Below are 12,141 nucleotides of genomic sequence, written 5' to 3'. Positions count from 1 at the left end.
CATGGCTAACATCGAAGCGACATATTACCCACAATCTGGCTTCCTAGCCGTGCTAGGCGCCGGGGAGAGCGGCGTTGGAGCAGCTATCTTGGCAAAAGATAAAGGCTTTGATGTTTTTGTCTCAGATAAGGGGGGCATTGCAGAACAATACAAATCAACGTTGATAGCTGAGGGGATTGATTTCGAGCAACTACAGCACAGCGAAGCACGTATTCTACAAGCAGACCTCGTCGTGAAAAGTCCAGGGATACCCGAAAAAGCACCATTGGTGCAAGCGTTGAAGGCCTCGGGAATACCTGTTATCTCGGAGATAGAGTTCGCTGCCCAATATACAGATGCAAAGCTGTATTGCATTACGGGTTCCAATGGGAAGTCAACCACGACCATGCTCACGTATTACATGCTACAGAAAGCTGGAGTGAATGTAGGTTTAGCAGGAAATATTGGAAAGAGCTTTGCCCTGCAGGTGGCGCGTTCAGACTTTGACTTCTATGTATTAGAAATATCAAGCTTTATGCTGGATGATATGTATCGGTTTCGGGCGGACGTAGCCGTGATTTTGAATATCACGCCTGATCATTTAGATCGTTACGAGTACCAGTTGGAAAACTATGTAGCATCGAAGTTCAGAATTTTACAGAATCAGCGCGAAGAGGATTATTTCATCTATTGTATGGATGATGAAGAAACAATGAAGGCACTGCCAGCATATACAACAAAAGCGATGCGTCTACCTTTTACGCAACAGCAAGTGCTGGTACAAGGCGCTTTTTTAGATGAGAATAAAAATATTGTAATTAACATACCTAACAAAGAAACTTTCGAAATGAATATTGAAGAGCTATCATTACAAGGGAAACACAATGTGTACAACAATATGGCTTCCGGCTTGATCGGTAAAGCTATGGAGTTGCGCAATCAGACGATGAAGGAGAGCATGAGCTCGTATGTTAATATTGAGCATCGCTTAGAGCATGTGGCCTGCATCGGCGGCGTGAACTACATCAATGATTCGAAAGCGACGAATGTAAATTCGGTTTGGTATGCATTAGAGAGTTTTTCGCCGGACATCATTTTGATAATGGGCGGTGTAGACAAGGGAAATGATTATGAAATGCTGCGCGATTTAGTGAAAGCAAAAGTGAAAGCTATTGTATGCATCGGTAAAGATACGGTGCGCATTCATGAATCATTTGAAGATGATGCCGATGTTATCGTGAACAGCTCTTCTATGCAGGAAGCTGTTGAAATGGCTTCGCATTTATCGAAAAAAGGCGATACGGTGTTGTTGTCTCCGGCTTGTGCCAGTTTCGACTGGTTTAGAAACTACGAAGAGCGTGGTGATAAATTTAAGGAAGCAGTGATGGCTCTATAATCTTAAAAAATTAAGACAGATGATTGATCAGATTTTTAGTAAGCTAAAGGGCGACAAGTGGATATGGATCATTGTGATCGTATTATCCGGTTGGTCGTTGCTGGCTGTGTACAGCTCAGTAGGGACTCTCGCCTATAAAGAAGGCAAGGGTACAGAGCTTTATCTTTTCAAACATTTTTCAATCATCGCAATCGGATTGGTTTTGATGTATCTATCCCATAAGTTGGATTACCGATATTATGCAGGTATATCGAAGATGTTGATGATCATCACGATCCCCTTATTGCTATTTACGTTGATTGGTGGAAATAAAGTCAACGATGCCAGCCGCTGGGTGACAATTCCCGTCATCAACCAAACGTTTCAAACATCTGATTTGGCTAAGCTCGCATTGATCACCTTTTTAGCGCGGATGTTGTCTCGTAAACAGGAGGATATTAAAGATGTTAAAAAGTCATTTGCCCCAATCATGGGTGCCGTCTGTGCAGTCTTTGTTCTGATAGCTTGGGCCAACTTATCAACAGCGTTGATGCTTTTCGGAACTTGTGTTTTGTTGCTTTTGATTGGTCGGATCAGTTTTAAACAAATAGCAATAGTGTGCGTTGGGGGAGGCTTTTTGCTGGCATTAGTCATTTTAATAGGTCCGCGGCGAGCTACCTATCTAAGTAGGATAGAGGGGTTTTTCCGGACAGAAGAAGTGGCCAGTGGAGATGTCCCATTCCAAGAGGATAAAAATTACCAGGCGAACCTCGCGAAGATGACGATCGCTTCTGGCGAATTTTTCGGTAAAGGAGCTGGAAACAGCATGGGCAGAAACCTGTTGCCCCATCCTTATTCCGATTTTATTTTCGCTATTATCATCGAGGAATACGGTACACTGGGCGGAGCGATCTTGCTGATGCTCTATATGGCATTGATGTATCGCTGTATACGCATCGTAACATTGAGTCCACGGGCGTTCGGCGCTTTCCTGGCAGCGGGGCTGGGATTCAGCTTAACCATCCAAGCACTGGCGAATATGGCAGTTGCTGTGGGGCTGGGCCCGGTAACGGGTGTGCCGCTGCCGCTGGTTAGTATGGGGGGTACATCAATTTTGTTTACAAGTGTTGCGTTGGGAATTATTCTCAGCGTAAGCCGAAATATCGAAGAATTAAAAGGTAAAGAAGAATTAAACGAAATTCCAAAACCGCAGAAAGTGGTTGTTGGGACGATATAAATAAAGATGGCGCACAAAGTGATTATCAGCGGAGGAGGCACGGGAGGACATATCTTTCCGGCGATTGCGATAGCAAACGCTTTGCGACGGTTACAGCCGGACGTAGAGATTTTGTTTGTGGGCGCCAATGGCCGAATGGAAATGGAGCGTGTGCCGGCAGCTGGTTATGAAATTGTAGGGCTAGATATTCAGGGCATCAACCGGAAGTCCATAACGAAAAACTTGGGTTTGCCATTTAAGATGCTTAATAGCTTGCTGAAGGCAAGACGGGTAATTCGGGAATTTAAAGCTGACGTGGCCGTTGGAGTAGGCGGCTACGCCTCTGGTCCACTGTTGATGATGGCAAATGTTTTGGGCGTCCCTACATTGATTCAAGAGCAAAACTCATATGCCGGCATTACGAACAAACGCTTGGGCAGGAAGGCAAAGCTGATTTGTGTGGCCTATGAGGGTATGGATAAATTTTTTCCACCCAACAAGCTTTTGTTGACAGGAAATCCGATTCGGCGTTCATCGGTAACTATCGATGGAAGAACACGTGAAGGCTTAGCATCATTTGGGTTAGCGGAAGGAAAAAAGACGATTCTGGTAACAGGTGGTAGTTTGGGTGCAAAAACATTAAACGACTGTGTGCTCGGTGGGCTTGATCGTTTCGCTGAGCACGATGTGCAAGTAATTTGGCAATGTGGAAGTTACTATTACGAAGCATTGCAAAATACAGTGCAGGACCGCTTACCCGCTAATGTCGTTTTGCTGCCTTTTCTACAACGTATGGATTACGCCTATGCCGCAGCGGATGTAATTGTCTCACGCGCAGGCGCAGGCACCATATCGGAACTCTGCGCGGTAGGCAAACCTGTGATATTGGTGCCATCACCTAATGTTGCAGAGGATCATCAAACGAAAAATGCCAAAGCGTTATTGGAAAAACATGCAGCGGTTTTCGTATCAGATCTTAGTGCGCGGAGTACGCTGGTGGATAATATGCTTTCACTCATTGCAGATGAAGGAAAATGTTTTGAACTGCAGTCCGAAATCAGTAAGCTGGCTATGCTAGATGCAGACGAGGTGATTGCAAAGGAAGTTTTAAAATTAATAAAATAGATGATGAATCTCAATCATATAAAACGTGTTTATCTCCTCGGTATTGGTGGAATAGGAATGAGCGGTTTGGCTCGTTATTTTAGCCATTTGGGGTGTGATGTGATGGGTTATGATAAGACGGAGACCGATCTCACTAAAGCACTGGTTGAGGAAGGTATTACTATCGTTTATCAGGATGATTTATCGCTGCTTCCGGAAGCATTCAGAGCACCGTCTGACGAGACATTGCTGATTTTTACGCCAGCTGTTCCAAAAGATTTGGTTTTGAAAAACTTTTTCCAAGAACAAGGATTTATATTGTACAAGCGATCAGAAGTGTTGGGCATCATTAGTGCAAGTAGATTTACGATTGCTGTGGCTGGTACTCACGGAAAAACGACAACCTCGACAATGATCGCCCATATATTGAAGGATTCAGGCTACGATTGCTCTGCTTTTCTTGGCGGAATCAGTTCGAACTATCACACAAATGTGCTTTATGGAGACAACAATGTGGTTGTTGTTGAAGCTGATGAGTATGATCGATCGTTTCTGACATTGCATCCCAATATCGCAGTCGTGACGTCTGCAGATCCAGATCATCTCGATATATACGGCGACGAGCGTCATCTTATCGAATCTTTTGAGCTGTTTCTAGCGCGTCTCGTATCAAATGGCGTTTCCATCGTGAAGGAAGGGCTGCCTTTTTCCGGAACAATTAGCTATGCAAAAGAGGGAAGCAGTGATACTTACGCCAAAAACATTCGCGTTGAAGCTGGCGAATTTTACTTTGACTACGTGGGTGTAGATGGAACAGTGCTTTCTGATCTTCATTTGGGTATCGCGGGCATTCATAATGTTGAAAATGCGATCGCTGCGGTGACGGTTGCGCTGCAGTTGGAAATCAGTACAGATGCAATACGCAAGGCGCTGTCCACTTTTCGAGGCGCCAAGCGACGTTTTGAATATATAGCAAAGACCGAAACAGCGATCTATGTGGATGATTACGCACATCATCCCGAAGAATTGCGCGCATTCATCGCATCTATGCGTAAGCTCTATCCGGCCAAAAAGTTGACGATTGTATTTCAACCACATTTATTTAGCCGCACTAGGGATTTTGTAGATGGATTTGCAGAGGTTCTTGCTTTGGTAGATGAACTTTTGTTATTGGATATTTATCCAGCGCGCGAGATGCCTATTGAAGGTGTAACGTCAGCCTGGTTGTTAGATAAAATTAAATTGAATAATAAACGATTAGTTACGCCGGAATCTGTATTAGAAATTATAAAAGCGGAAAGGCCCGAACTGGTCGCAACGGTAGGTGCGGGAGACATAGATCGTTTGGTGAAACCAATAAAAGAGTTGTTGGAGCATGCTTAAGAAACTTAGTCACATATCCTGGAGATTAGTAGGCTATGGCTTCCTTGCTTTACTTGCACTCGTTGGTATTGGTATGTTGATGGGTTTGGTGAAGAAAAAAGACCAAGCACAGGTCTGTACTTCCATGCGGGTTATGGTAGGCGGGAAAGAGGCTTTTATCGATCAGCATGATATTTCAGATTTGGTAAAATCTAAGTTTGGAAGGGTTGTAGGCAAAACATTGCGTCAAATCCCAGTAGAGCAAATTGAAAAAGCCCTGATGGAATTACCCTATGTATCATCCGCCGAAATATTTGTCGATATGGATGGCGTCTTGCAGGTAGCGGTGCAACAGCGTGAAGTGCTACTGCGGGTGGTGAATAAAGTTGGACGGGAGTATTACATCGACACGAAGGGAGCAAAGGTGCCCGTGACGTTACGCTATGTGCCGCACGTTCTTGTCGCTAACGGAAATATCAAGGAAGGATATCAGAAGGCGTTAGATACTGTTGAAACCAAATTAGTCAAAGACTTGGTGTCAATTGTGCAGCATGTAAAGGGCGATCCGTTGTGGAGTAACCAAATCGTACAGCTCTATGTGAATGATTATGGGGATATAGAAATTGTGCCGAGGGTAGGAACACAGCAATTGGTGCTTGGAAACGCATCGAAGCTGGAAGAGAAATTGGATAGATTGGTTGTCTTTTATAAAAATATTTTGCCACGCGTAGGATCAGATGCTTACGAGAAGGTAAATGTGAAGTATGACGACCAAATTATTTGTGAGCGGAGAAGCGGTTGGATGCTAGATAGCTTACAATTAAAAATGAAAATGAATTGAAGAACACAGTAAATAAAATATACACAGCAAGAAATACACAGCATATGAAACCAAGATTAGCAGAAAACGAAAAGGAGAATCCGATCATCGTTGGATTGGATATCGGCACAACGAAGATTTGTGTAACAGTCGGTCGTCGTAGCGGAACGAACAAGATTGAACTTTTGGGGGTGGGGAAAGCCGAATCTTCAGGTGTGAATCGTGGGGTGGTTGCCAACATCCAAAAAACGGTAAGTAGCATACGCGAGGCCGTGACCATCGCTGAATCCCAATCCAACGTAGATATAAAGGTTGTCAACGTAGGTATTGCCGGACAGCACATCAAAAGTATCCAGCACCGTGGTATCTTGACTAAGCGCGATTACGATGAGGTGGGGCGTTTGGATGTTGAACAATTGATTTCGGATATGTATAAGCTGGTTCTTCCTCCTGGTGAGGAGATAATCCATGTGTTGCCACAGGAATTCACTATCGATAATGAACCTGGGATTAAAGAGCCTATCGGGATGGCCGGACGTCGGGTAGAAGCTAATTTCCACATCATTTCAGGGCGTGTAACAGATATTCGTAATATTAAACGCTGTGTGGATAATGCGGATCTTGAAGTGTCTTCTTTGGTTTTGGAACCTCTTGCATCATCTGAGGCTGTGTTGGATGAAGAGGAAAAAACTGCTGGTGTTGTGTTGGTAGATATTGGCGGCGGTACTACAGATGTGGCTATCTTCCATGAGGGTATCATTCGTCATACTGCCGTGATTCCTTTAGGTGGAAATATTGTAACGGAGGATATTAAACAAGGGTGTTCCGTACTGCGTAATCAGGCTGAGCAGCTTAAAGTGCGTTATGGTTCGGCATTGGCAGACGAGAATAAAGATAACGAAGTGATCTGTGTACCAGGAATCCGTGGGCGTGAGTCTAAGGAGATCTCCGTAAAAAACTTGGCCTATATTATTCAAGCACGGATGGAGGAAATCATTGAACATGTTTACTATGAAATTAAGTCCTCTGGTTATGAAGATAAATTGATCGCTGGTATTGTAATCACTGGCGGTGGTGCGCAGCTGAAACATTTGGTACAACTCGTTGAGTACATTACAGGTATTGGCTGCAGGATAGGTTATCCTAATGAGTACCTAGCTAAGACGGAGATGCTAAACAAGCAAGCATTGGAAGAGCTCAAAAGCCCTATGTATGCAACGTCTATTGGGTTATTGATAAAAGGCGTTCAGACGATGGAAGAAGATGAAGCAACGCAACAAGAGATGGTTACCAAGAAAGTAACAAAAGAAAAAGTGACTGAAATCGCTGAAGAGAAGCGTAAAAAGGAGAGTTGGTTCACCAAAATTCTATCTGATTTTATCAAGGACGATGCGGGAATTGATGACGATACATTTATAGGAAAAAAGTAAGTTTTCCACAATGCATGTTTTTTCCACATTTTAACAAATGTGGAAAACTATGGTGAATAAATTGGTATTATTACATTTGAATTGTTGAACCTGTAGGGGGATTTCTAAGTGGTTTAGCAAGAGTTAAATAGGGTTATATATGTCGATACAATTTGAAATGTTAAAGGAACAATCATCGATAATTAAGGTTATCGGTGTTGGTGGTGGCGGGGGCAATGCCGTCAATCACATGTACAAGCAAGGGATAAGTGGTGTAGATTTCATCGTTTGTAATACAGATGCGCAGGCGCTGGAGTTAAGTCCTATCCCGAATAAGGTACAATTGGGAGCGAGTTTAACAGAGGGAATGGGCGCTGGTGCTGATCCTGATGTAGGCGAGAATTCTGCAATAGAAAGTATTGAAGATATCAAGCGTATGTTGGGTACAAATACCAAGATGTTGTTTATAACAGCTGGTATGGGCGGTGGTACAGGTACTGGAGCGAGTCCGGTATTGGCCAAAGCTGCCAAAGAACTTGGTATCCTTACTGTGGCGATCATCACAACGCCCTTTACATTTGAAGGTAAAAGACGTCGTTCACAGGCTGAAGAAGGCTTGGAAGAACTTCGGAAGTATGTAGATTCCTATTTAGTAATTTCCAACGATCGTCTACGCGAGATATTTGGCAATTTAACAATGACTGCAGCGTTTGCAAAAGCCGATGATATTTTAACAACGGCAGCAAAAGGTATAGCTGAAATTATCACGATTCCGGGGTATGTAAACGTCGATTTTAAAGATGTGCGCACCGTAATGAACGATAGCGGTGTTGCAATCATGGGTAATGCAATCTCTACAGGTGAGAATCGCGCTATTGAAGCAGTAACAGGTGCCTTAGCCTCGCCTCTATTGAAAGATAATGAGATAGAAGGCGCGCGCTATATTCTGTTAAACATCACATCTGGTAGAAAAGAAGTGACGATGGACGAAGTTGCTATTGTTACGGATTATATCCAAGAAAAAGCAGGGCTATCAGCAGATTTGATCTGGGGTAACTGTATCGACGAAAACTTCGAAGATGAATTGTCTGTAACCATCATTGCCACAGGTTTTCAGACAGCGGAAGAGCGCGTAAAAGAGAAAGAAAAAGAAAAAATCGCGTTACCCTTAACACCTGAACCTGTAGCGAACCAGTTTGTTAAGCCAGTGGTTCAGAATCAATTCGTAGCGAAGCAAGAGCCAGCAGCGAACCAACAAACGTATATCAAACCTGTACAGAATAGTGTTACAGCAGCGCCGGCTAATGATTTGTCAGCTCCTTCGCAAACAGATCTTTTTACGTCGCCTAAACCTATCCATTCTTCTGTATTGAAGAACGAAGAGCCACAGGTGATACGCCATACATTAAGTTTTGATGAGCCTGAAAGCGAAGAGGAGACACCAGCGCAAGCAAATGGAGGCTTCGAATTGAAAACATCGTCATCAATGTTCGAGTTTAAATTGCCTTCCGTTTTTGACGTGTATAATAGCAAAGATGAAGAGGCAGCTGAGACGGAAGCTCCAGTCGCGCGTAATACGTTTAGTGAGCCAAGTACTGCGGCATCAGAGCCCAAAGAGATTGATTTTGAAGATCAGCTTATGAAAACGAAAGAGCGTATCTTGCGTCTGAAAGAGCTTAGTATGAAGTTGAAATCAAGCAATGGTTTGCAAGAGCTTGAAAACGAACCTGCATATAAAAGACGTCAGAAATCGTTGGAAGATGTTCCGCATTCTTCACAATCGCAGGTATCGAGGTTTACGTTATCCTTTGATGAAGGTGAAACGGAAATCCGCCCAAACAACTCTTTCTTGCATGACAATGTAGATTAAATACTACCCTATTCATATGAAAGACAGCAATTTGCTGTCTTTTTTTTGCAAAAATTTTTTTATTAAACAAAACGTGCTATTTTTATAAAACAGTTAGTTATTAATACATTATAAAACTTAAATCATTTCATTATGGCCAGTTTTGATAAATTCAAAGAGCTGAAAAAGTTAGTTGATGGCTTAGATGCCGATGCGGATAAATTCTTCTTAAAAGGGAATAGCGCAGCAGGAACACGCGTGAGAAAAGGTTTGCAAGACATAAAAAATCTATCCCAAGATTTGCGTGCAGGAATACAGGAGTTAAAGAATAAGAAATAGCGATATCCGTCAAAACGATTGCAAAAGCCCTTCTAAAGGGCTTTTTTCGTATATTTACGGAAAGAAATAAAGCGATAAATATGGCGGAAAAATTGAATAATCCTATTTGGGTGATGAGCTCAGCTTATGATAAATTGTCTTTAAGTGAGTTGATTGAGACGTCGAAAAATGTTGGTGCGCAAGGGATAGACTTGTGTGTTTTTAGAAAAGATGGAACGCGGGAGGATCATACAGCCACTCATTTGGCTTATGAAAATTTTACGCCTTCGGATGCCCATCAACTGATAGATCAGTTTAATCAGGCAGATTTGAAGTTATCTCTTGGTGCATTTGAAAATATGATAGGTGGAGACGAGGCCGAACGCGTTAAAAACCAAAATCACCTGCTACGCCTCATCCGCATTGCGCATTTGCTGGGAGGTGACAAAAATGACGTAAAAGTGGGCACATTTGTCGGTTACAATCATGCATTGGGCAACGAAATAGACGGCTTTCAGAAGAACCTAGATGAGTATAAGCGGGTATTTGGTCCAATCGTAAAATACGCTGAGGAATTAGGTGTGACTATTGTTTATGAAAACTGCCCCATGGAAGGCTGGCGATCATCACGCTATACAAGCACCTATAATAACTTGCCTGCTGTATTAGCAGCACGCAAGTTAATGTATGCTATGATTCCGAGTAAAGCACATGGAGAAATCTACGATCCTTCTCACGATATATGGCAGCAGACAAATCCAATTGATGTTATCGAGCAAATGGATATAAGTCGTTTAAAGAGGATTCACGTGAAAACAACACGAAATCTGAAAACGAAAGCACGTATAGATTGGGGTGGCATGTATGCGATGCAACATGTGGACAGCGAATTGGCAGCCAAAGCTGGCGTTAGTATCCCTGGGCACGACTGGGACCGACATCACTACGAGGCCATGCTTCCCGGTTTTGGCGGTTCAGATCACATGGACTGGAATGATTTTATAGCTTTGCTTCACGAGCGTGGATTCCGAGGGCCTTTTGAAATAGAAAATGAAGCGAAAAATTCAAAAGATACCGGCAACTTACTGGCGACAAATCAAGGTTTTGAAAATTGTATACGCTTTTTATCGCCACTATTGTGGAACCTGGATAGCGAAAAGGGCTATGCTTACAAACAAGAAAGGGCGTTAATTACGCCCAATACGGAAAATATTCCTGAGGTGACAATAGACGAATTATTGTAGTACTTAACGCCGTATGATGAAGAGCAACAGTTAATGTTGCTCTTCATCATGTAATTTAAATAGCTCAATGAGTTCCGGCAGGTTATTCACGTTGAGCTTTTCAAATATACGGCTCTTGTAGGTGCTTACCGTGGAGGAGCTGAGCTCCATGAGGTTTGCTACATCCAATATACCTAAGCCCTTTATAAGATGCTTCGCAACATCCATCTCACGGTTAGAAAGCTTACGTAGTTGATCGTTTCCATCAAAGGAAGATTTGCTGGTTGTCAATTTTTGGATGTAAAGCTCTTTTACTGCTTCAGACATGTAACGACCACGTGTAATAATGTTTTGAATCGCATTTTTAAGTTCGGACATCGCCGTATTTTTATGAAGATAGCCGCTAGCTCCCGCGCTGATGTAACGAAGGGCATAAAGGTTTTCCTCATAGGAAGAGAAGATTAGTATTTTGACCAGTGGTCGAATCTCCAAAATTTCCTTTATCATTTTAATGTTATTCCCCCCGGGCATGTTGATATCTAGCAGAAGTAAATCTATGTTGTCTTTCTTTAGTTCTGCATAAACTTCGTCGTAAGTCTCCGCCTGTAGTATGGTTGCCTCGGCGATCAATTCTTTGATAATGAAAGAAGCTCCAAGTCTGACAATGCTATGGTCATCCGCGATCAATATTTTTTTCATCTTAATAAATTGTTCTTTAAAGGTGATTAAGTCGTCAGATTTATTTAGATGCCACACACACGTAATAAATCATGACGGTTTCATTATACTCGACACAGTTTAATTTTCAAAGCGCATTAACCGAAATGAATTCAGTCTTTTAACAAAGATATAAAAAAATGGAAACTTGCCATTATCTAAGTGGACAAGATATTGCTTATTTCCATAGAAAATCTACATATGTATTTAATTTTGTAAATTTAATTTTCATCTTTGTTTATTGATTATTTATAAATAATACTTTATGGGATTTTTTAAAGAATTTAAAGAGTTTGCAATGCGCGGTAGCGTTGTTGATTTGGCTGTCGGCGTGGTCATCGGTGGGGCCTTCGGTAAAATTGTAACCTCATTGGTCAATGATATTATTATGCCTCCAATTGGCGTTGTCACTGGTGGTGTAGATTTCAGTAATTTGAAGTATGTATTGACAGCGGCAAATGAACAAGCCGGTGTAGAAGAAGTGGCTATTAATTACGGAACCTTCGTTAACGTCGTCATTCAGTTTATCATCGTTGCATTCTGTATATTTTTAGTTATTAAGGGGCTAAATTCTTTGAAGAAAAAAGAAGAAGCAGCGCCTGCTGCTCCGGCTGCTCCATCCAAAGAAGAAGTTCTGTTAACGGAAATCCGAGATATATTACGGAATAAATAAGCTGATTACTGAATGTTCGGCTTATGTGGCTGGAAGAATGAATATAGTGTGTATTCACAAACGCATCTTGTCTTGCAAAATTTTGAAAGATTGTTT

At 42.3% G+C, this 12,141-nt stretch carries 11 protein-coding genes; 10 read left to right on the top strand and 1 reads right to left on the bottom strand.

Going from position 1 to position 12,141, the window contains the following annotated elements:
- The first annotated feature begins 1 nt into the window (after position 1).
- The 9 genes from murD (at position 2) to DI53_RS03100 (ending at position 10,676) form a co-directional block, all read left to right on the top strand.
- Entirely contained in the window at positions 2-1,375 is a 1,374-nt protein-coding gene (gene murD, locus DI53_RS03140; RefSeq protein WP_052072006.1) for a UDP-N-acetylmuramoyl-L-alanine--D-glutamate ligase, read from the top strand.
- Positions 1,376-1,394: 19 nt separating this feature from the next.
- Positions 1,395-2,591 carry an FtsW/RodA/SpoVE family cell cycle protein gene (locus tag DI53_RS03135; RefSeq protein WP_193790627.1) on the top strand — a complete coding sequence of 399 codons (1,197 nt, stop codon included), beginning with the start codon at positions 1,395-1,397 and terminating at the stop codon, positions 2,589-2,591.
- Positions 2,592-2,597: 6 nt separating this feature from the next.
- Positions 2,598-3,695 (top strand): undecaprenyldiphospho-muramoylpentapeptide beta-N-acetylglucosaminyltransferase, encoded by a 1,098-nt coding sequence (murG, locus tag DI53_RS03130; RefSeq protein ID WP_037495233.1) that lies wholly within the window; start codon positions 2,598-2,600, stop codon positions 3,693-3,695.
- A gap of 3 nt (positions 3,696-3,698) precedes the next feature.
- Positions 3,699-5,057 carry a UDP-N-acetylmuramate--L-alanine ligase gene (gene murC / locus DI53_RS03125; protein WP_037495420.1) on the top strand — a complete coding sequence of 453 codons (1,359 nt, stop codon included), beginning with the start codon at positions 3,699-3,701 and terminating at the stop codon, positions 5,055-5,057.
- Positions 5,050-5,877, top strand: a complete 828-nt coding sequence (locus DI53_RS03120; protein ID WP_037495231.1) for a cell division protein FtsQ/DivIB — start codon at positions 5,050-5,052, stop codon at positions 5,875-5,877. The genes murC and DI53_RS03120 overlap by 8 nt, the downstream gene beginning before the upstream one ends.
- A gap of 44 nt (positions 5,878-5,921) precedes the next feature.
- Positions 5,922-7,286: a cell division protein FtsA gene (gene ftsA / locus DI53_RS03115; RefSeq protein WP_037495417.1), complete on the top strand. Its 1,365-nt coding sequence runs from the start codon at positions 5,922-5,924 to the stop codon at positions 7,284-7,286.
- A 139-nt stretch (positions 7,287-7,425) separates the two neighbouring features.
- On the top strand, positions 7,426-9,135 hold the full coding sequence (gene ftsZ / locus DI53_RS03110; RefSeq protein ID WP_037495229.1) for a cell division protein FtsZ: 1,710 nt from the start codon (positions 7,426-7,428) through the stop codon (positions 9,133-9,135).
- A 132-nt stretch (positions 9,136-9,267) separates the two neighbouring features.
- Positions 9,268-9,453: a hypothetical protein gene (locus DI53_RS03105; protein ID WP_037495227.1), complete on the top strand. Its 186-nt coding sequence runs from the start codon at positions 9,268-9,270 to the stop codon at positions 9,451-9,453.
- 80 nt (positions 9,454-9,533) lie between these two features.
- Positions 9,534-10,676 carry a sugar phosphate isomerase/epimerase family protein gene (locus DI53_RS03100; protein ID WP_037495225.1) on the top strand — a complete coding sequence of 381 codons (1,143 nt, stop codon included), beginning with the start codon at positions 9,534-9,536 and terminating at the stop codon, positions 10,674-10,676.
- Positions 10,677-10,706: 30 nt separating this feature from the next.
- Here the strand turns inward: DI53_RS03100 and DI53_RS03095 are convergent, their stop codons facing one another.
- The gene (locus tag DI53_RS03095) at positions 10,707-11,354 is read right to left on the bottom strand and encodes a response regulator transcription factor (protein ID WP_037495223.1); all 648 of its coding nucleotides are present in this window, start codon (positions 11,352-11,354) and stop codon (positions 10,707-10,709) included.
- Positions 11,355-11,637: 283 nt separating this feature from the next.
- Between DI53_RS03095 and mscL the strand changes: the two genes are divergently transcribed.
- The gene (gene mscL / locus DI53_RS03090; RefSeq protein ID WP_037495222.1) at positions 11,638-12,045 is read left to right on the top strand and encodes a large-conductance mechanosensitive channel protein MscL; all 408 of its coding nucleotides are present in this window, start codon (positions 11,638-11,640) and stop codon (positions 12,043-12,045) included.
- Positions 12,046-12,141 lie beyond the last annotated feature (96 nt).

This window comes from Sphingobacterium deserti (assembly GCF_000757725.1).
Taxonomy (GTDB): domain Bacteria; phylum Bacteroidota; class Bacteroidia; order Sphingobacteriales; family Sphingobacteriaceae; genus Sphingobacterium; species Sphingobacterium deserti.
Note: the sequence above shows the minus strand (reverse complement) of the source record. Positions and strands in the feature narration are given on the sequence as shown.

Coding starts and splice junctions, on each gene's coding strand:
- ftsA (WP_037495417.1), top strand. CDS start 5,922: ATGAAACCAAGATTAGCAGAAAACGAAAAGGAGAATCCGATCATCGTT.
- DI53_RS03120 (WP_037495231.1), top strand. CDS start 5,050: ATGCTTAAGAAACTTAGTCACATATCCTGGAGATTAGTAGGCTATGGC.
- murD (WP_052072006.1), top strand. CDS start 2: ATGGCTAACATCGAAGCGACATATTACCCACAATCTGGCTTCCTAGCC.
- DI53_RS03135 (WP_193790627.1), top strand. CDS start 1,395: ATGATTGATCAGATTTTTAGTAAGCTAAAGGGCGACAAGTGGATATGG.
- murG (WP_037495233.1), top strand. CDS start 2,598: ATGGCGCACAAAGTGATTATCAGCGGAGGAGGCACGGGAGGACATATC.
- mscL (WP_037495222.1), top strand. CDS start 11,638: ATGGGATTTTTTAAAGAATTTAAAGAGTTTGCAATGCGCGGTAGCGTT.
- ftsZ (WP_037495229.1), top strand. CDS start 7,426: ATGTCGATACAATTTGAAATGTTAAAGGAACAATCATCGATAATTAAG.
- DI53_RS03100 (WP_037495225.1), top strand. CDS start 9,534: ATGGCGGAAAAATTGAATAATCCTATTTGGGTGATGAGCTCAGCTTAT.
- DI53_RS03095 (WP_037495223.1), bottom strand. CDS start 11,354: ATGAAAAAAATATTGATCGCGGATGACCATAGCATTGTCAGACTTGGA.
- DI53_RS03105 (WP_037495227.1), top strand. CDS start 9,268: ATGGCCAGTTTTGATAAATTCAAAGAGCTGAAAAAGTTAGTTGATGGC.
- murC (WP_037495420.1), top strand. CDS start 3,699: ATGAATCTCAATCATATAAAACGTGTTTATCTCCTCGGTATTGGTGGA.